Annotated in this window: 16 protein-coding genes; 12 read left to right on the forward strand and 4 right to left on the reverse strand. The window is 69.8% G+C overall.

The window, feature by feature from the left end:
• The first annotated feature begins 78 nt into the window (after nucleotides 1-78).
• The 3 genes from glyA to gcvT all read left to right on the forward strand — a co-directional run bounded on the left by glyA (nucleotide 79) and on the right by gcvT (nucleotide 3,974).
• Nucleotides 79-1,335: a serine hydroxymethyltransferase gene (gene glyA / locus ACI766_RS13330; protein WP_003162506.1), complete on the forward strand. Its 1,257-nt coding sequence runs from the start codon at nucleotides 79-81 to the stop codon at nucleotides 1,333-1,335.
• Nucleotides 1,336-1,382: 47 nt separating this feature from the next.
• Nucleotides 1,383-2,759: an L-serine ammonia-lyase gene (locus tag ACI766_RS13335; RefSeq protein ID WP_023085281.1), complete on the forward strand. Its 1,377-nt coding sequence runs from the start codon at nucleotides 1,383-1,385 to the stop codon at nucleotides 2,757-2,759.
• A gap of 93 nt (nucleotides 2,760-2,852) precedes the next feature.
• The gene (gene gcvT, locus ACI766_RS13340) at nucleotides 2,853-3,974 is read left to right on the forward strand and encodes a glycine cleavage system aminomethyltransferase GcvT (RefSeq protein ID WP_003122380.1); all 1,122 of its coding nucleotides are present in this window, start codon (nucleotides 2,853-2,855) and stop codon (nucleotides 3,972-3,974) included.
• Nucleotides 3,975-4,019: 45 nt separating this feature from the next.
• Here gcvT and ACI766_RS13345 read toward each other — a convergent pair whose 3' ends face one another.
• On the reverse strand, nucleotides 4,020-4,895 hold the full coding sequence (locus ACI766_RS13345) for a hypothetical protein (protein WP_003119384.1): 876 nt from the start codon (nucleotides 4,893-4,895) through the stop codon (nucleotides 4,020-4,022).
• On the reverse strand, nucleotides 4,892-5,854 hold the full coding sequence (locus tag ACI766_RS13350; protein WP_023090543.1) for a hypothetical protein: 963 nt from the start codon (nucleotides 5,852-5,854) through the stop codon (nucleotides 4,892-4,894). Before ACI766_RS13350 ends, ACI766_RS13345 begins: the two co-directional genes overlap by 4 nt.
• A gap of 687 nt (nucleotides 5,855-6,541) precedes the next feature.
• Between ACI766_RS13350 and hflK the strand changes: the two genes are divergently transcribed.
• The 6 genes from hflK (at nucleotide 6,542) to ACI766_RS13380 (ending at nucleotide 13,748) form a co-directional block, all read left to right on the forward strand.
• Nucleotides 6,542-8,542, forward strand: a complete 2,001-nt coding sequence (gene hflK / locus ACI766_RS13355; RefSeq protein ID WP_003160363.1) for a protease modulator HflK — start codon at nucleotides 6,542-6,544, stop codon at nucleotides 8,540-8,542.
• An 11-nt stretch (nucleotides 8,543-8,553) separates the two neighbouring features.
• Entirely contained in the window at nucleotides 8,554-9,567 is a 1,014-nt protein-coding gene (hflC, locus tag ACI766_RS13360) for a protease modulator HflC (protein WP_003160362.1), read from the forward strand.
• On the forward strand, nucleotides 9,564-10,604 hold the full coding sequence (locus ACI766_RS13365; protein ID WP_003113076.1) for an SPFH domain-containing protein: 1,041 nt from the start codon (nucleotides 9,564-9,566) through the stop codon (nucleotides 10,602-10,604). The genes hflC and ACI766_RS13365 overlap by 4 nt, the downstream gene beginning before the upstream one ends.
• 153 nt (nucleotides 10,605-10,757) lie before the next feature.
• Nucleotides 10,758-11,192, forward strand: coding sequence for a hypothetical protein (locus ACI766_RS13370; RefSeq protein ID WP_003089693.1), 435 nt, complete (start codon nucleotides 10,758-10,760; stop codon nucleotides 11,190-11,192).
• A 28-nt stretch (nucleotides 11,193-11,220) separates the two neighbouring features.
• Entirely contained in the window at nucleotides 11,221-13,206 is a 1,986-nt protein-coding gene (locus ACI766_RS13375) for a cation-translocating P-type ATPase (protein WP_003102964.1), read from the forward strand.
• Entirely contained in the window at nucleotides 13,203-13,748 is a 546-nt protein-coding gene (locus ACI766_RS13380) for a DUF4946 domain-containing protein (RefSeq protein WP_023109991.1), read from the forward strand. Before ACI766_RS13375 ends, ACI766_RS13380 begins: the two co-directional genes overlap by 4 nt.
• A gap of 135 nt (nucleotides 13,749-13,883) precedes the next feature.
• Here the strand turns inward: ACI766_RS13380 and ACI766_RS13385 are convergent, their stop codons facing one another.
• Nucleotides 13,884-14,153 (reverse strand): hypothetical protein, encoded by a 270-nt coding sequence (locus ACI766_RS13385; protein ID WP_003102968.1) that lies wholly within the window; start codon nucleotides 14,151-14,153, stop codon nucleotides 13,884-13,886.
• 114 nt (nucleotides 14,154-14,267) lie between these two features.
• Nucleotides 14,268-15,182 carry a LysR family transcriptional regulator gene (locus ACI766_RS13390; protein ID WP_023088352.1) on the reverse strand — a complete coding sequence of 305 codons (915 nt, stop codon included), beginning with the start codon at nucleotides 15,180-15,182 and terminating at the stop codon, nucleotides 14,268-14,270.
• Between the two features lie 400 nt (nucleotides 15,183-15,582).
• Between ACI766_RS13390 and ACI766_RS13395 the strand changes: the two genes are divergently transcribed.
• The 3 genes from ACI766_RS13395 to ACI766_RS13405 are packed head-to-tail and all read left to right on the forward strand — an operon-like array spanning nucleotide 15,583 to nucleotide 18,957.
• Nucleotides 15,583-17,757, forward strand: coding sequence for an FUSC family protein (locus tag ACI766_RS13395; RefSeq protein WP_058180338.1), 2,175 nt, complete (start codon nucleotides 15,583-15,585; stop codon nucleotides 17,755-17,757).
• Nucleotides 17,747-17,956: a DUF1656 domain-containing protein gene (locus ACI766_RS13400; protein WP_003116901.1), complete on the forward strand. Its 210-nt coding sequence runs from the start codon at nucleotides 17,747-17,749 to the stop codon at nucleotides 17,954-17,956. The genes ACI766_RS13395 and ACI766_RS13400 overlap by 11 nt, the downstream gene beginning before the upstream one ends.
• Nucleotides 17,953-18,957: an HlyD family secretion protein gene (locus tag ACI766_RS13405; protein ID WP_003116902.1), complete on the forward strand. Its 1,005-nt coding sequence runs from the start codon at nucleotides 17,953-17,955 to the stop codon at nucleotides 18,955-18,957. The genes ACI766_RS13400 and ACI766_RS13405 overlap by 4 nt, the downstream gene beginning before the upstream one ends.

The raw sequence follows: 18,957 nt of genomic DNA on the forward strand, positions 1-18,957 counted from the left end.
CCGCGCTTGCGTAGCGGCGCCGCGGCCACGCTCGCGCCAGCGAGCGTCCTGACACCGACACGACAAGAGGCCAGCGCCATGTTCAGCAAGCACGACCAGCTCCAGGGCTACGACGACGAACTGCTCGCCGCGATGGACGCCGAAGACCGGCGGCAGGAAGACCACATCGAACTGATCGCCTCGGAGAACTACGCCAGCAAGCGGGTCATGCAGGCGCAGGGCAGCGGCCTGACCAACAAGTATGCCGAGGGCTATCCGGGCAAGCGCTACTACGGCGGCTGCGAACACGTCGACAAGGTCGAGCGGCTGGCCATCGACCGCGCCAGGCAACTGTTCGGCGCCGACTACGCCAACGTCCAGCCGCATTCCGGTTCCTCGGCCAACGCCGCGGTGTACCTGGCGCTGCTCAACGCCGGCGACACCATCCTCGGCATGAGCCTGGCCCACGGCGGCCATCTCACCCACGGCGCCAAGGTGTCCTCCTCCGGCAAGCTGTACAACGCCGTGCAGTACGGCCTGGACACCGCTACCGGGCTGATCGACTACGACGAAGTCGAGCGCCTGGCCGTGGAGCATAAGCCGAAGATGATCGTCGCCGGCTTCTCCGCCTACTCCAAGACCCTCGACTTCCCGCGCTTCCGCGCCATCGCCGACAAGGTCGGCGCGCTGCTGTTCGTCGACATGGCCCACGTCGCCGGGCTGGTCGCCGCCGGCCTCTACCCGAACCCGATCCCCTTCGCCGACGTAGTCACCACCACCACCCACAAGACCCTGCGCGGCCCGCGCGGCGGCCTGATCCTGGCGCGCGCCAACGAGGAGATCGAGAAGAAGCTCAACTCCGCGGTATTCCCCGGCGCCCAGGGCGGCCCGCTGATGCACGTGATCGCGGCCAAGGCGGTGTGCTTCAAGGAAGCGCTGGAGCCGGGCTTCAAGGACTACCAGGCGCAGGTGATCCGCAACGCCAAGGCGATGGCCGAGGTGTTCATCGGGCGCGGCTACGACGTGGTTTCCGGTGGCACCGACAACCACCTGATGCTGATCAGCCTGGTGAAGCAGGGGCTGACCGGCAAGGCCGCCGACGCGGCGCTCGGAGCGGCGCACATCACGGTGAACAAGAACGCCGTGCCGAACGATCCGCAGAGCCCGTTCGTCACCTCCGGCATCCGCATCGGCACCCCAGCGGTGACCACTCGCGGTTTCCGCGAGGGCGAGTGCCGAGAACTGGCTGGCTGGATCTGCGACATCCTCGACGATATCGACAATCCCGAGGTCGGCGAACGGGTCAGGGGCCAGGTCGGCGAATTCTGCCGGCACTTCCCGGTCTACGCTGATTGAACAGGAACGCCGCCGTGGTGGCGGCCAATCCGCAAGCGGAGACGAGCATGTCCCTGAGTGTCTTCGATCTGTTCAAGATCGGCATCGGGCCGTCCAGCTCCCACACCGTGGGGCCGATGCGTGCCGCCGCGCGCTTCGCCGAGGGGCTGAGGCGCGAGGGGTTGCTGGAGGCCACTGCCAGCGTCAAGGTCGAGCTGTACGGCTCGCTTGGCGCCACCGGCAAGGGCCACGGCAGCGACAAGGCGGTACTGCTCGGCCTGGAGGGCGAGCAGCCGGACACGGTGGATACCGCCGCGATTCCCGCTCGGCTCGATGCCATCCGTTCCAGCGGCGAGCTGCGCCTGCTCGGCGAGCGGCCGATCCGCTTCGTCGAGAAGGAACACCTTGCGCTGATCCGCAAGCCGCTGGCCTACCATCCCAATGGCATGATCTTCCGTGCCTTCGACGCCGCCGGCCTGCAGGTCCGCAGCCGCGAGTACTACTCGGTGGGCGGCGGTTTCGTGGTCGACGACGAGGCCGCCGGCCTCGACCGCATCGTCGAGGACCGCACGCCGCTGGCGTTCCCCTTCAAGACCGCGCGGCAACTGCTCGACCATTGCGCCCGCGAAGGCCTGTCGATCAGCCAGTTGATGGCCGAGAACGAGAAGGCCTGGCGCCCCGCCGAGGAAACCCGCGCCGGCCTGCTGCGTATCTGGCAGGTGATGCAGGATTGCGTCGAGGCCGGCTGCCGCAACGAGGGCATCATGCCCGGCGGGCTGAAGGTCAGGCGCCGTGCGGCGGCGCTCCACCGCCAGTTGTGCCAGCGGCCGGAGGCCGGTCTGCGCGACGCCCTCAGTGTGCTCGACTGGGTCAACCTCTACGCCCTGGCGGTGAACGAGGAGAATGCCAGCGGCGGCCGCGTGGTGACCGCGCCGACCAACGGCGCGGCGGGGATCATTCCGGCGGTTCTGCATTACTACGCGCGCTTCATCCCCGGGGCCGACGACGACGGCGTGGTGCGCTTCCTGCTCACCGCGGCGGCGATCGGCATCCTCTACAAGGAAAACGCCTCGATCTCCGGCGCCGAGGTCGGTTGCCAGGGCGAGGTCGGCGTGGCCTGCTCGATGGCTGCCGGAGCGCTCTGCGAAGTGCTCGGCGGTAGCGTGCAGCAGGTCGAGAACGCCGCCGAGATCGGCATGGAGCACAACCTCGGGCTGACCTGCGACCCGGTCGGCGGGCTGGTCCAGGTGCCCTGCATCGAACGCAACGCGATGGCTTCGGTGAAGGCGATCAATGCGGCGCGCATGGCTCTGCGCGGCGACGGCCAGCATTTCATCTCTCTCGACAAGGTCATCCGTACCATGCGCCAGACCGGCGCCGACATGAAAAGCAAATACAAGGAAACCGCGCGCGGCGGCCTCGCCGTGAACATCATCGAATGCTGAACCGCGCCGCTGCGCCGGCGCTTCTTTTTTCTTTCCCGACAATCGATCGCGGCTCTCCGGCAGACAGGAGGCCGGGATGCCATGGAGTGAAACATGACCGCAGAAACCCTCGCCAAGACGCCCCTGCACGCCCTGCACCTGGAACTGGGGGCGAAGATGGTGCCCTTCGCCGGCTATGACATGCCGGTGCAGTACCCGGCCGGGGTGCTCAAGGAGCACCTGCACACCCGCGAGCAGGCCGGTCTGTTCGATGTCTCGCACATGGGCCAGATCCGCCTGGTGGGCGCCGATGCGGCGCTGGCCCTGGAAAGCCTGGTGCCGGTGGACATCCTCGACCTGCCGGTGGGCCAGCAGCGCTACGCGTTGTTCACCGACGAGCAGGGCGGGATCCTCGACGACCTGATGGTGGCCAACCTCGGCGATTGCCTGCTGCTGGTGGTCAACGCCGCCTGCAAGCACCAGGACCTGGCGCACCTGCGTCGTCACCTGGAAGACCGTTGCAGCGTCGAGCCGCTGTTCGAGGAGCGTGCCTTGCTCGCCCTCCAGGGACCGGCGGCGGTGCGGGTGCTGGAGCGCCTGGCGCCGCAGGTGGCGCAGATGACCTTCATGCAGTTCGCCCGCGTCGAGCTGCTCGGCCAGGACTGCTACGTCAGCCGCTCCGGCTATACCGGTGAAGACGGCTACGAGATCTCCGTGCCCGCCGCCCATGCCGAGGCCCTGGCGCGGCGCCTGCTGGCCGAGCCGGAAGTGGCGCCGATCGGCCTCGGCGCGCGCGACTCGCTGCGCCTGGAAGCCGGCCTGTGCCTCTACGGCCACGACATGGACAGCGCCACCACGCCGGTCGAAGCCAGCCTCGGCTGGGCCATTTCCAAGGCGCGCCGCGCCGACGGCGTGCGCGCCGGCGGCTTCCCCGGCGCCGAGCGGATCTTTGCCCAGCAGGCGCAGGGCGTTGCCAGCAAGCGCGTCGGTTTCCTGCCGCAGGGGCGGATGCCGGTGCGCGAGGGCGCCGAGATCGTCGATGCCCAGGGGCGGGCGATCGGCAAGGTCAGCAGCGGCGGTTTCGGTCCGAGTCTCAACGCGCCGCTGGCCATGGGCTACGTGCCGAGCGAGCTGGCCGGCCTGGGCAGCGAGGTGACGGCGATGGTGCGCGGCAAGCCGGTGACCCTGGTGGTCAGCAAGATGCCCTTCGTGGCGCAGCGCTACTACCGCGGTTGAGCACTGGCCCTCTCTCGCCTCGGCGGGAGAGGGCGGCGACCGGCCTCACGGGTGTTTCGGCCGCTGCCGTTGCAGGCCCAGCTTCTTGGCCCGGTGGAATACCGCTGCGCGGGTCTTGCCGGTCTGCTGCGCGCACCATAGCGAGCCGCGCTGCTGGTAGTGCTGGCGCAACAGATCTTCCTCGGACTTGCTCCAGATCGCATTGTTGCGGTCGCGCCCGCTGTGCGGGGAAAGCTCCTCGGCCTTGCTGGCGACACTCTGGTAGCTGCGGCCGAGCATGTAGGCGCACCAGGCCAGGCTGCGCTTGCTGCCGTGGCGGCGGATGAACTCGACTTCTTCGCTGGACCAGGCGGCCGGTGCCTTCGGCGGCGCCTTGCGGTCCAGCGAGCGGGCGAGGGCGGCGCGGGCGCGCGCCACCGCCTGGTCGCCGGGATTGTTGCGGCGGGTCACGCCGAGGGCGCGGCGCCAGCGCCCCACCAGGCTCGGACTGAAACCCCACCAGAACTGCACCGACTCGGCGCATTCGGTACGTACCGCGCGCAGCAGGTCGCCGCAGAGAATCGGCGAAGGGCGGCCGCTGCGCTTGCGCGTCGGCCAGCGGAACAGGCCGTCGGTGAAGCCGCCGACCTCCACGGCGCCTTCCAGCTCGTCGACCAGCCAGTCGCCGGGGATCACCAGTGGGCTGGTGTAGGGCGCGCCGAGCAGCAGGTGGTTGATGGTAGCGACAGAGGTAGGGGTGTCTGCAGTCATGGGACGATCCTTGCTGATACCGGGCCAGCTGGGCTGGCCATATCCCTGAGAGCGGCGTCGCTGCGGCATGGCGGGCGACGGCGCGTTCGCTTCCCGTGGTTCGGGCGGTCTTCCGGCGGAGGGCGACTGCCTGTCGCGCCTCCTTGGGAACGGGCTGGAAGCCATGCTCATGGGCGGGCTCCACGATAGATGTGCCAGGCCAGCCGGCCGGGACGGGCGGCGATCGCCGCATCCACCTCGATGCGCGGCAGGTCCAGCGGGTCGCAACGGGTATCCACCAGGCCATTGCGCGCGCCGAAGGCGAAGCGGTAGCCAAGCCGACCGAGGGCGGCGCGCAGGCCGGGTTGCGCGGCGGGTGTGGTGCGAGCTTGGCAGAACACCGGCAGGGGGGCGGCGCAATGCTGCTGGAGCTGGCGGTGGGCGCGGCCGAGACAGTCCTCGGCGCAAAGGCCTGCCGATGGGTGCGGCTCCTGTCCGCGCAGGCCGAAGCGAAGCAGGCCGCTGTTTTCCAGGCGGCGGACCCGCTCCCAGTCGCCAGCGCTGTACGGTGCGGGAACCGGGCAGGCCGCGTGCAAGGCCTGCTGCGAGGCCGGGTCGAGGCGTTCCAGCTTGCGCAGGAGGAGGTCGAGGTTGCGGCTGCGACGCTGGTCGTCGCCGGTGCGTTCGAACACCGCCATGAGTGCCGCGCCGCTGTAACCCTCCAGCAGTTCCAGCAAGGGTCCGGCGGCAGTCGCATCGGCCTGCCAGAGCGTCTCGGCCACCGCTTCGCGCCAACTGCGCGGGTCACCGCCGATGAAGGCGCTCGCCGGCATTTCGTAGCGTTCCAGCAGCGGATAGACCAGCTCGGCCAGTTCCGCAGGGTTGCCGTCGACGCTCAGGGCGATCCGCAGGCAGGCTGGAGCGGGGCCTTCGAGCAGGTGTTCCAGGGGCACGCAGAGGAAGTGCCGCTGTAGCCATAGCAACAGGGTTTCCAGATCCTGACGATCGAGGCAGTGGCCTTGCCGGTGCGGCAGGGTCGCGCGCCGGCGATCCGCGACTACCGGTCCCAGGCGCAGCACGATACCGTTCTGGCGCAGCCGGCGCTGGCCTACGGAGGAGTTCAGGAACGTCATCCCGATCAGGCTTCGCATGGCTTCCCCCGGCTCATCGACGATCCGTCACCGGCGATCGTTCCCTGCGCGCGGCAGGGCTTTCGCCAGCCTGTCCGGAGGCTGTGCCATGGACTCCGGCCCCGGCAGTCGATTCGGTCATGGGCGAGCCTCCTGGGGTAATCCGCACAAACGTTTGCTGCGACCACGCAATGCGTGGCTCGAACCGGGGCTTGGCGAGGCCCCGGCGGTTGTTCGATAAGGACTGCATGGCACCGGATAACGCTACAAAGGATCGATATGATTCTTTTTTGACGCTATCACAGTCGATGGTCGGATTATTGACGCTCTGCCGCTGTTATAAAACCGTCAGGCTATGCGAAAAGGCCTGCCGGCTACGCGTCGAGGCCCGGAATGGCGTGCCTTTGCGGGGGAGATGAGGGCTCCGGTAGGCCTATGCGGATTGGTTATAAGAAATCCGATTTGAATGAGAATTGCCGACGAATGGTCGTTTGCACGGATGTCCGGTGGTTTTTCCCGGCTGCTTAGAACCTTTCGATTGGTTAGGTGTTGCCCAGGGTGCTGCACACAGACTCTCGTCTTCCAGTCAAGAGCCTTGGGATGCAGACTGTTTTTCAAATCATGACAACTTCTTAACGCGCATTGTTATAAAGTTGCGGGCGTTTGCGCCGGCCTGGCCGGTACCTTCGAGTTTTGCCTGGAGTGAAGATGAGAGTCGACCTGGACGCCGAGGGCGTCGCCGCCGAATCGCTGCCGCGTTTCCAGCAGGCGCCCCGGCAGTTGCGCCAGCTGTGGCGATGGGCAGCGGCCAGCGTCGCCTTGGCCGCCGCCTGCGCCGTGCTGGGGTTCTTCATCGGCCTGTTCGCCGCCGACTCGCTCTGGCCGCCGCTGCTGTACAACCTCGGCGCGGCCTGGCTGGTCCTGTTCGCCGGTCTGCACGCGGCCTACCGGGTCGCGGCCTGGCGTTGCGTGGTCCTCGGCGCGGAGGCCAGCGCGCGGCCTGCCTGGCTGCGCTGGCAGCGGGACGAACCCGACGCCACCGCCGACAGCGCCTATGAACGGCTGCTGGAGCGCCTGGGCCAGGCCATCGCCCACGGCCTGGCCCAGCTCGGGCACGCTGCGCTGTGGCTGGCGGCGAGCGCGGCGCTGGCGTTGTGCCTGGTGGCCGCCGGCTGGCGTCTCGACCTGCCGCCGGCCAGTTCCGGGCAAGCGGCCGACCTCGCCATCGGTATCTGCCTGCTGCTGGCCTTCGCGGTGCTGGTGCTGGAACGTCGCCTCGCCAGCCAAGGGCCGGCGCAGTGGCCGGAAGCCCCGGTCCTCGGGCAACTGGCGCGGGCGTTGATCGGTACCCTGGTGCTGGCCGCCCTCTGTCTGTTCCTGGCTCGCCAGGGACACCCCTGGGCCCCGCGCCTGGCGGTACTGCTCGGCCTGTTGCCGGCGGCGCTGGCGCTGGAGTTGCTGGGCAGGGCGATCCTGGCGATGTTCGCGCCGCAGCGTGCCGGCCTCGAACCGCGCCTGGTCGCCACCAGCCTGCTGGCCGACCTGTTGCGCTGGCCGCCGCGTCCCCTGCAGCGTCTGCAGCATGAGTTGCACCAGCGCTTCGGCATCGACCTGCGCCAGGTCTGGGCCTTCGGTTTCATGCGGCGGGCGTTCCTGCCGGTGCTGGCGGTGGTGTCGCTGAGCGGCTGGCTGCTCAGCGGCGTACGCGAGATCGGCATGGATGCACGGGGTGTCTACGAGCGCTTCGGCAAGCCGGTCGCGGTGCTCGGCCCCGGCCTGCACCTGGGGCTGCCCTGGCCGCTGGGGCGGGTGTTGGCGGTGGAGAACGGGGTGGTCCACGAGTTGGCCACCAGCGTCGCCGCCGGCGACGGCGGAGCCGAGCCGCTCGCGCCCGCCGAAGGTCCGGCCCCGGATAGCGCCAACCGCTTGTGGGACGCCTCCCACGTCAGCGAGAAATCGCAGGTCATCGCCAGCCTGGCCGACCGTCGGCAGAGCTTCCAGATCGTCAACATGGACGTGCGCATCGTCTACCGCATCGCTCTCGACGACGCATCGGCGCTGGCGGCGACCTACCGCAGCGCCGACGTGCCGACGCTGGTGCGCAGCACCGCCAGCCGCGTACTGGTGCATGCCTTCGCCTCGCGGACCCTCGACGAGGTCCTCGGCGAGCAGCGTGCGGGCCTGGCCGAGCAGATCGGCCAGGCCGTGCAGGCCGATCTCGATCGCCTCGGCAGCGGCGTCGAGGTACTGGGCGCGGCGGTCGAGGCGATCCATCCGCCGGCCGGTGCGGCGAATGCCTACCACGCGGTGCAGGCCGCGCAGATCACCGCCCAGGCGCTGATCGCCCGCGAGCGCGGGCAGGCCGCCGCGCAGCGCAACGAGGCGCAACTACAGGCCAGCGTGGCGCACGACCGGGCCAGCGCGCAGGCCCGCGAGACCCTGGCCGCCGCGCAGGCCGCCGACCGGCGTTTCGCCGCCGAGCGGGAAGGCTATGCCGACGCCGGCCAGGCTTTCCTGCTGGAGGCCTACTACCGCCAACTCGGACGCGGCCTGGGCAAGGCCAACCTGCTGCTCATCGACCACCGCATCGCCGGCGCCGGCGCGCCGACCATCGACCTGCGCAGCTTCGGCCTCGGCCGCCTGGATTCCCCGTCTTCGTCCCGTCCGTCCGCCGCTCCGGCGTCCGCGGCCGGGCAATCCGCACCATGAGGAGAGCGCTCTTGAGCCTCGGTCACTCCCACTCGCACAGCCACCACGAGCATCATCACGATCACGATCACGATGACGGCGCACAGGCCGCGCCGCCCTGGCGCCGGCTGCTGGTCGCCGCGCTGCTGGTGCTGTTCGCCGTCGCCGCCGCTTGCCTGGTGCAGGTACGTTCCGGCGAGGCGATGGTCATCACCCGTTTCGGCAACCCGGCGCGGGTCCTGCTCGAACCGGGCCTGGCCTGGCGCCTGCCGTTGCCGTTCGAGAGCGCGATCCCGGTCGACCTGCGCCTGCGCACCACCTCCAGCGGCCTGCAGGACGTCGGCACCCGCGATGGCCTGCGGATCATCGTCCAGGCCTACGTGGCCTGGCAGGTCCAGGGCGACGCCGACAACGTGCAGCGCTTCATGCGCGCGGTGCGCAACCAGCCGGACGAGGCTGCCCGGCAGTTGCGCACCTTCGTCGGCTCGGCGCTGGAAACCACCGCCAGCGCCTATGACCTGGCCGACCTGGTGAATACCGAGGCGTCGCGGGTGCGTATCGGCGACTTCGAAGCGCGCCTGCGCGAACAGATCGACCATCAGTTGCTGGCGACCTACGGGGTCAAGGTGGTGCAGGTCGGCATCGAGCGCCTGACCCTGCCCAAGGTGACCCTCGGCGCCACCGTCGACCGCATGCGCGCCGAGCGCGAGACCATCGCCACCGAGCGTACCGCCGAGGGCCGTCGCCAGGCCGCGGAGATCCGTTCGGCGGCGGAGCGCGACGCCCGGGTGATCCAGGCCGAGGCTTCGGTGAAAGCCGCGGAGATCGAGGCCCAGGCACGGGTCGAGGCGGCGCGCATCTACGGCAAGGCCTACGCCGGTTCGCCGCAGCTATACAACCTGCTGCGCTCGCTGGACACCCTCGGCACCATCGTCAACGGCGATACCCGGCTGGTCTTGCGCACCGATGCCGCACCGTTCCGCGTGCTGGTCGACGGGCCGCCGGCGCTCCCCGCCGAAGCGCCGGCCAACGGGCGCCGGCCATGAGCGGCGAAGCGCGCGAGGGGCTGCGCAGCCCCTGGCTGCAGGCCGGACGCCTGGCGTTCCTCGCACTGTTCGGCGTGACCCTCCTGGCGGCGCTGGCCTGGGCGTTTTCCAACGTCCGCCAGATCGGCCCGGAGAACCGCGCCGTAGTGCTGCGCCTGGGCGCGCTGGAGCGCCTGGCCGGTCCCGGCCTGCTGCTGGCCTGGCCGCAGCCGCTGGAGCAGGTGGTGCTGCTGCCGTCCGCCGAACAGGTGATCGAACGCCGCGTCGAGGGCCTGCTGCGTTCCGAGCAGGCGCGTCGCGCCGACCTCGACGTCAGCCTGTCCAGCGACGCGCTGGCCGGCTCCGGCTACCTGCTGACCGGCGACGCCGGGGTGGTGCAACTGGACGTGCGGGTGTTCTACAAGGTCGACGACCCGTACGCCTACGTCCTCCAGGGCGCCCACGTGCTGCCGGCGCTGGACCGGCTGGTGGCGCGCAACGCCGTGCAGGTCTGCGCCGCGCGCGACCTGGACACCATCCTGGTGGCGCGCCCGGAGTTGCTCGGCAACGACAGCGCGGTCGCCGAGCGCCGCGAACGCCTGCGCGGCGACCTGGTGCAGGGCATCAACCACAGCCTGGCGGCGTTGGCCGCGGCCGGCAGCGGGCTGGGCATCCAGGTGGTGCGGGTCGACGTGCAGTCGAGCCTGCCGCGCAATGCGGTAAGCGCCTTCAACGCGGTGCTGACCGCCAGCCAACTGGCCGAGCAGAACGTCGCCAAGGCGCGCACCGAGGCGGAGAAACTCACCCAGGCCGCCACCGAGGGGGCCGACCGCACCCTGCAGCTCGCCCGCGCCGAGGCCGGCGAACGGCTGGCCCAGGCGCGCCGCGACACCGCCAGCATCGTTGGCCTGGCCCCGGCGCTGGGCGCGACCGATGCCGGCCTGCTCTGGCGCCTGTACCGCGAACGGGTGCCGGCGATCCTCGGCAAGGCCGGTTCGGTCGGCAGCGTCGATCCGCGCGACGATGGCCGCCTGATTCTGCAAGGTGGGCAGCCATGAGCCGCTGCCCGACGGTGCCCTTCGCGGGCTGTGAAACAATGGACGGACAAGCGAACGTGAAACGGCTACCCTGCGTCGGCATCAACCTTCGGTACGCGCTTCCGCCAGCGGAACGCGGCGCCGAGTCGAACAACCAGGCGAACGGGACGGGCAATGACGGCAGGCGGTATTCCATTCACGGGCAACGGTGCGCGGCTATCACCCGGCAGGGCCCTGCTGTGCGGGCTGGCGCTGTTGCTGTGCGGCGGCGAGGCGCTGGCGCGGCAGTTGCCGAGCGACATGCTGGTGGGCTTCGTGGCCAGCGCGCAGTACCCGGTCATCACCCTGAAGAAGCCCAAGCAGAGCCTGCTGCGCAGCGTGCTCACCCTGGGGCTGGGGAAGAAGACCGTCAGCTATTCGGTGGCGCCGTCGGTGCGCATCCGCACGGCGCAGAACCTGTTCATCGTCTATGGCCGCATGCCCCAGCTCAAGGGCAGTTTCGTCGGCCTGAAGAGCGACAACAACGGGCAGGTCAAGCAGATCTGGGAGCTCACCGAGAAGGAAGCCCTGGACTACGTACGCCGGCCGGACGCGCGCTTCCCGCAATAGCCGCCGCGGCTCGCCCCGGGAGGTGCGCATGAGCGAGCCGACCGCCCACGGCAGCCATGGCGGCTGCGCGCATCACCATCATCACCTGCCGTTCGGCGGCGGCCTGCTCAGCCGCGACGAGCAGCGCCGCGCCGCGCGCCAGCTGAGCCTGGCGATGCTCGCCCTCGGCCTGTTGCTGCTCGGCCTGGCCTGGCGCTGGCTGGCGGCGGACCAGGCCGGGGTCAGCCAGATCCTGCTCGGCGTCGCGTCGCTGCTGGTGGCGCTGCCGGTGGCCCGCTCGGCCTGGGACAGCCTGCGGCATCCGAGCCTGCACGGCGTCACCGACCAGTTGATCGCGCTGGCCATGCTCGGCGCCTGGGCCAGCGGCGACCTGCTGACCGCCGCGCTGCTGCCGATCATCATGATCTTCGGCCACGTGCTGGAGGAGCGCAGCGTGATCGGCTCCCAGGAGGCCATCGCCGCCCTCGGCGAGCTGACCCGCAGCCATGCCCGGCGGATCGAGGCCGACGGCAGCCTGAGCGAGGTGGACAACGCCAGCCTGCGAGCGGGCGACCAGGTGGAAGTGCGCGCCGGCGACCGGGTTCCGGCCGACGGGCGGGTCCTGCAGGGCCAGGCCAGTCTCGACACCGCGCCGATCACCGGCGAGTCGGTGCCGCTCGAGGTGGCGCCGGGGATGGAGGTCTACGGCGGCGCGATCAACCTCGACGGCCTGCTGCGCATCGAGATAACCCGTACCGGCGAGGCCTCGACCCTGGGCAAGGTGATCGGCCTGATGCAGCAGGCCGAGCGCGCCAAGCCGCCGATCACCCGCCTGCTGGAGCGCTACGCCGGGCAGTACATGTTGCTGGTGTTGCTGATCGCCGCGGTCACCTGGTTCGTCACCAACGATGCCCAGGCCATGCTCGCCGTGCTGGTCGCCGCCTGTCCCTGCGCCCTGGTGCTGTCCGCCCCGGCCACGGCTATCGCCGGGATCGCCGTGGCCGCCCGTCATGGCATCCTGATCCGCAGCTCGGCCTTCCTCGAGGAGCTGGCGGACCTGACTTCGCTGGTGGTCGACAAGACCGGCACCCTGACCCATGGCAGCCTGCGCCTGCAGGCGCTGCGCCTGGCCGATGCCGCTGAGGAGGCGTCGGTGCTGCGCCTGGCCGCCAGCCTCGGTGCCGCCAGCAGCCATCCGGTGAGCCGAGCGCTGGCAGCCCTGGCGGCGCACGATGCCTATCATCCATTGAGCGATATTCGCGAACGCCAGGGGTTCGGCGTGGTCGCACGAACAGCGGCGGGCGAAGCCGCCCTCGGCCGGCCCGAACTGTTCCAGCAACTGGGCATCGACGCCAGCGAGGTGCCGGAGCATGAGGGACCGATCGCCGGAATCGCCCTGGACGGGCGCTTCCTCGGCTGGCTGCTGCTGGCCGACAGCGTACGCGCGGAGGCCGCCGAGGCCCTGGCCGATCTGCGCGAACTGGGTCTGGGCCGGCAACTGTTGCTGACCGGCGATCGCCGGGCGGTGGCCGACGCCGTGGCCAAGCAGGTGGGGATTCGCCAACTGGTGGCGCAGGCGTTGCCGGAGGACAAGCTGCGCCAGGTCGGCGCGGAGATCGGCAGCGGTTTCCGGCCGATGGTGGTCGGCGACGGCATCAACGATTCGCTGGCGCTGAAGGCCGGTGTGGTCGGGGTGGCAATGGGCGCCGGCGGCGCCGACATCGCCCTGGCCTCGGCGGATATCGTGCTGATCGGCAGCGACCTGCGCCGGCTCGGCACCTGCGTGCGGCTCAGCCGGCAATGCCGGCGGACCCTGCAGGTCAACGTGGCGATCGGCCTCGGCTGGACCCTGGCGATCGTCGCCGCGGCAGCCTTCGGCCTGCTCGGCGCGGCCGGGGCGATGGTCGCGGCACTGCTGCACAACCTCAGCACCTTGCTGGTGCTGGGCAATGCCGGACGCCTGCTGCGTTTCGAGGAGCCCCTCGGGCAGCCCCGGCCGGCCGTGGAGGGACGCGAAGAGGAGGGTACACCGTGAGGCAGGCGCAAACGCGACGCAACGGCTGGCGCTGGCTGGCCCTGGCGATCGGCACGCTGTCCGCGCTGAGCCTGGCCGAGGCGTCGATGGCGCGCTGGCCGGCGGGCTGGCAGGTCAGCGACCTGCCCGCCGCGCAGCCCGGCCAGGCCGGCGCCGGCCAGCGCCAGCGCGCGGTCAAGTTGCAGGCAGACGGCTCCCAGGCACTGGTGATGGAGGTAACGCGGATGCCCCTGCAGAGCGGGCAGGCAGTGAACCTGGAGAAAGTCCTCGGGCACATGCGCAAGCTGGTGCAGATCGAGTTCCTGCGCAATGGCCTGCAGACCGCCTGCACCTCGCCGCAGCCGTCCACCACCGGCGGGCTGGCGGCGCTGGAGACCACCTGCACCATTCGCCAGCGCGGCGCCGTGGTGATGAAGCAGACCTTGCTCGCCGCGGCCGGCAAGACCTCGGCCTATTCGCTGTCCTATGCCGGCCTGGCCGAGGCCTACGACGCCAGCCAGGCGGAAATCCGCGCGGTACGGGAAAGCCTGCGCTTCGAGTGAGCGAAATCGGACGCGGTCGGGGCGGGGGCTGGAGTGTCGGCGGATAACGCCTGCGGCGCTATTCGCCCTGCGGAGGGTCGCATTGGGGTAGGACGGATAACCGCTTGCGGTTATCCGCCTTGCGTCTGTCGCGGATCATTTCTTGCCGGTGTTCTGCAGGATCTGCAGGGCCTGGGTGGTGGCGGTGATGCAACCCTTGGTGTCGCCGCTGGCCTGGTCCTGCCTGGCCTTGGCCTGGAGTTCCTTGACCTCGGTGACCCGCGCACCGGTGACCGAGGTCTTGCCGCGCACGGCGAGGATATCGTCCAGCTTCTGCAGGTTGGCGCCGCACAGGTCGGTGCTTTCGGCGGCTTGGGCGGTGCCGCCGAGCAGGGCGGCGGCGATGAGCAGGGTACGCACGATCATGGCAGTTCTCCTTTGTGGGCCGGGTGGCCGGACGGGGGAGAGACGACAGGCTCCTGGGAGTCTTCTCCGCATGCCCAGTATCTGACCGGAGCCTCGCGGGAATGGTTCGGTCGCTCAGCCGTTGCCCCAGGGCGGGATCGACAGCGCCTGCTGGAGATGCTGGATGAACGCCTTGACCTTCGGCGACATCGCCGCCGCCCGCGAATACATCGCGTAGATCACGTCGTCGAGTGGGCGCAGGCCGGGCGCGGCGTCCACCAGGCGGCCGCTCTTGAGGTCCTCGGCGACGATGAACAGCGGCAGCAACGCCAGTCCCTGGCCGCGCAGGGCGGCGTCGCGCATGGCCTGGCCGTTGTTGCTGCTGAAGCGTCCGCGTGGCGAGACGGCACGGGGCTTGGCGCCGGGGAACGCCGGTTCGAAGGTCCAGACCTGGCTCGGCGTGGCGTTGTTGTAGCCCAGGCACTCGTGCTGCATCAGTTGTTCGAGGGTGTCCAGCGTGCCGTGGCGTTCCGCGTAGTCGGGGCTGCAGCAGACCACCCGCTGGCTGTTGGCCAGCGGCCGGGCGATCAGCGAACTGTCGTCCAGGCGGGTGACGCGGATGCTCAGGTCGTAGCCTTCCTTCTCGAAGTCGGTGAGGCGGTCGTCCATCTGCAGGACGATCTCCAGGCGCGGGTGCTGGCTCATGAAGTCGGCGATGATCGGCGACAGCCAGAGGGTGCCGAAGCTCATCGGGGTGACGATGCGCAATTCGCCGCACAGGTCGTTCTCGCGCAGGGCGACGATCTCCGCGGCGTTGTTGAGTTCCTGCAGCGAGGCCTTGGCGGCCTTGTAGAAGAAATGCCCGGCCTCGGTCGGCTCGACGTTGCGCGTGGTGCGGTAGAGCAGGCGGACGCCGAGGCGTCGTTCGAGATCGCTGACACGCTTGCTGATCACCGACTTGGACAGGCTCATGCGCTCGGCCGCCGACGTCACGCTGTTGAGTTCGGCGACGTTGAGGAAGGCTTCGATATCGTCGAAACGCAGGCTCATCGGTGGGCCCACGATACAGTGGCAATCGCTCGACGCATTCTCGGCTCCTCCTGGTCGTTTTCCTTGGGCTTTCTATCCGCTTGATTCGCAAGCTAAATCGATCCAGCCTTGAGCAAGCTTACCCAATCGAAAGGCGCCGCAGCGTTCGTTCTCAGCGAAAACGGTTTTCGCCTGGACGCGCTACCGGGAAGGCTGTCGGGGCTTTTACCCTGTAGCCGCGACTCGTCGCTCCGTGGCCGACCGCACCTGCCCGCCCCCGTAGGCGGCCACGGATTTCCTTGCGCCTTCTAGACTGGAAGCGAACCCGCCGCATGAACCCCGAACGAGAAACCAGCATGTCGAGTCGCTTCATCGCCGCCTGGTCCGCGGCCAACCGTTGCCTGGAGGTGCGGGGCCGGGCATGGAAGGGCTGAAATTCTACGCCCGCTTGCTCTGGCGGCCGCCGCGGGAAACCCTGCTGTTCGCCCTGCGCACCGTCGCCGCCGGGCTGCTGACCCTCTACCTGGCCTTCCTCTTCGACCTGGAGCAGCCGAAGTGGGCGCTGATGACCGTGGTCATCGTCAGCCAGCCGCTGGCCGGGATGGCTCTCAAGCGCAGTTTCGCCCAGGTCCTCGGTACCTTCGCTGGCGCCGTGGTGGCGGTGCTGATCATGGCGCTGTTCGCCCAGCAACCGTTGCCGTTCTTCGTCGCCCTGGGACTCTGGCTGGCGCTCTGCACCGCCGGCGGCACCTTGCTGCGCTACACCGACTCGCACGCCTTCGTGCTCAGCGGCTTCACCGCGGTGATCGTCGCCGTGCTGTCGATTCCCGATCCGGAAAACACCTTCATGCTCGCCGTGGTGCGGGTCACCGAGACCCTGCTGGGCGTCGCCTGCGTGGCCCTGGTCAGCCTGCTCAGCGCGCGACCGCAGGCGGTGGCGAAGGGCTACTTCGCCCAGGTCGACGGCCTGATCCGCAGTACCGCGCGGCACGCCGCGGCGGTGATCCGCGGCGACGAGGGCGACGAGTCGTTCAACCAGCGGCAGATGCAACTGGTCGCCAGCATCACCGCGCTGGACGGCCTGCGCCGGCACCTCTATTTCGACGCGCCGAACCTGCGCCGCGCCGATGGCCTGGTGCAGTTGCTGGGTAACCTGCTGGTGCTGATGGCCTCGCGGCTGTTGCTGCTGCGCCAGCATCGCCTGCTGGTGCGGGCGCACTGGGTCGGGCCGTTGCCGGCGGATATCCAGGCACTGCTGGATCGTGCGTTGCGGGTGCTGGACGCGCTGGCCGAGCAGGGGCGGGCGGTACCCTCCGAGGTGCTGGAGGAGTTCCAGGCGGTGCGCCAGGCCTTCGATGCCGCGGCGACGCGCGCGGAGTCCTACGACGAGGCGCTGAGCCCGGCGCTGCGCCCGCAGGTGGCGATCCTGCGCTGGGAATACGCGCGGCTGTTCCAGCGCCTGGGCGAAGTGCTCGAACTCAACGATGCGATCCAGTCCGGCCGCCAGGCCAGCAGTTTCTACCGCCGTGGCCAGGCGCAGGCGCTGCACCTGGACTGGGCGCTGGCCTCGATGAACGCCGTGCGCGCTTTCGTCGCCTTGTCCTGCGCCGCCTGGCTGTGGATCACCAGCGCCTGGAACGGCGCCCTCAGCAGCCTGCTGCTGGTCGGCGTGATGTGCTCGCTGATGGCGACCTTCCCGCGTCCGCTGCTGGCGGCGCAGAACTTCCTGCGCGGGCTGCTGCTGGCGATCCTGATCTCGGCGGCGCTGCTGTTCGTGCTGTTGCCGGCATCCGCCGACTTCGAGTGGCTGGCGCTGTGGATGGCGTTGCTGCTGTACGTGGTCGCGGTCGGCCTGAGCAGCCCGCTGAGCGCCGGGATCGCCATGGGCATCGGCCTGGAGACCCTGCTGATGGTGGCGCCGCAGAATATCGCGGTCTACTACAGCAACGCTTCGCAGTGGTTCGAGTTCGTCGGCGGCTTCCTCGCCGCGGCGGTCCTCGCCGTGCTGGTGTTCGCCCTGGTCTATCCGTTCCGCGCCGGCCCGCGCCTGCGCCGGCTGCTCTACCTGTCGCGCCAGGACGTCGCGGAAATGTCGCGCTGCGAGGCCAGCGAGGCGCAGCGCTTCGCCTTCGAGACGCGGATGATCGATCGCCTGGCGGTGATGGTCGGCCTGCTGCCGGCGAGCCAGGAGCCGGCTGCGGCGGAACGTTTCCAGTGCGCCCTGGGCTGCGTGGTGATGGGCGTGGCGTTGAACCGCCTGCGCGAGCCGCTGCATGACGCCGGGGTGGTGCCGCTGGAGTTGCAGCCGCTGCTGGGCGAGGCGCTGCGCGAGGTCGCCGCCTACATAGCCGGCGGCGCGGACGCCCCGCGGCAGGACCTCGCCCTGGCCGCCCTGCGGCGTTTCGGCCGGGGCCTGGAGGCCTTGCTGGCGCAGCCGTCGAAGGACCTCGGGGCGACGCGGCAGCGCTTCATCATGAATGTCGCGGTACTGATCCTGCAGCAGTCGCTGCAACGCTATCGGACGCTGCTGGAGGAGGACCGCGGCGCACCGGCGGTCGTCGAAGAACCAGAAGAGGAGGGCGGACATGCCCGCTGATGTCGAGGTCGGGGGCGCCTACCTGCCGCCGATCGCCCAGGCGCTGCTGCTGGCCTGGCTGATCCTGCTGCTGCTCAACCCGCTGTTGCGGCGCTTCGGCGTGTTGCAGCGGGTCTGGCACGAAGCGCTGTTCCAGGGCGCGTTGTACTGCGCGATCTGCGCCGGTCTGATCCTGTGGATGGGAGAGATGTCCCGATGAACCTGTTGCAAGGCAAATGGCCGCGCCTGGCCACCCTGCTGGCGGTGCTGGTGGCGGCGGCGCTGGTGTTCCTCGCCTGGGAACGCTACACCCGCACGCCCTGGACCCGTGACGCGCGGGTCCGCGCCGATGTGGTGACGCTGTCGGCGGACGTTTCCGGGCTGATCACCCGGTTGCCGCTGAGCGACAACCAGCCCGTGGAGAAGGGCGAGCTGCTGCTCAGCATCGATCCGGCGCGCTATGAACTGGCGGTGCTGCGCGCCGAGCGCGCGGTGAACGTGGCGCGGGCGGCGCTGGGCGAGTCGCGCGCGGCGATCGAGGCCAGCCAGGCCCAGTTGCGCCAGCGCCGCAGCGAGGCGCAGCGGCGCTCGGCATTGCAGAAGCGCTCGATGCTATCGGTGGAAGAGAACGAAAAGGCCCAGACCGACGTCAGCCTGGCCCAGGCCGAGTTGCTGAGGAACCAGGCCAGCCTCGGCCTGGCCCAGGCCAACGTGGAGCTTGCCGAAGCCGCCTTGCAGCAGGCCCGTCTCGACCTCGAACGTACCCAGGTGCGCGCCCCGGTCAGCGGCTACGTGACCAACCTGCAGACCCGGGAGGGCGACTACGCCCACGCCGGGGTGCCATTGCTGGCGCTGGTGGACCGCGATTCGTTCTATGTCAGCGGATACTTCGAGGAGACCAAGTTGCCGGGCATCCGCGTCGGCAGCCGGGCGCGGGTGGAACTGATGAGCGGCGAGCGCTTCGACGGGCGCGTGCAGAGCATCGCCCATGCCATCACCGACCGGGAGAATGCCGAGGGCTCGCGCCTGCTGGCGAACATCAACCCGAGCTATACCTGGGTCAAGCTGGCCCAGCGAATTCCGGTGCGCATCGCCATCGATCCCGCCTATCGCCAGCGCAACACCTTGCGCGCCGGTGTGACCGCGACCATCCGGGTGCTGCCCGCGGAGGACACCGCGAAAGTCGATTCCGCGGCGCCCGGGACTGCCTTGCGGCCTTGA

Origin of the sequence: Pseudomonas sp. DL, from assembly GCF_047199225.1 — a bacterium.
In the GTDB taxonomy this organism is placed as follows: domain Bacteria; phylum Pseudomonadota; class Gammaproteobacteria; order Pseudomonadales; family Pseudomonadaceae; genus Pseudomonas; species Pseudomonas aeruginosa.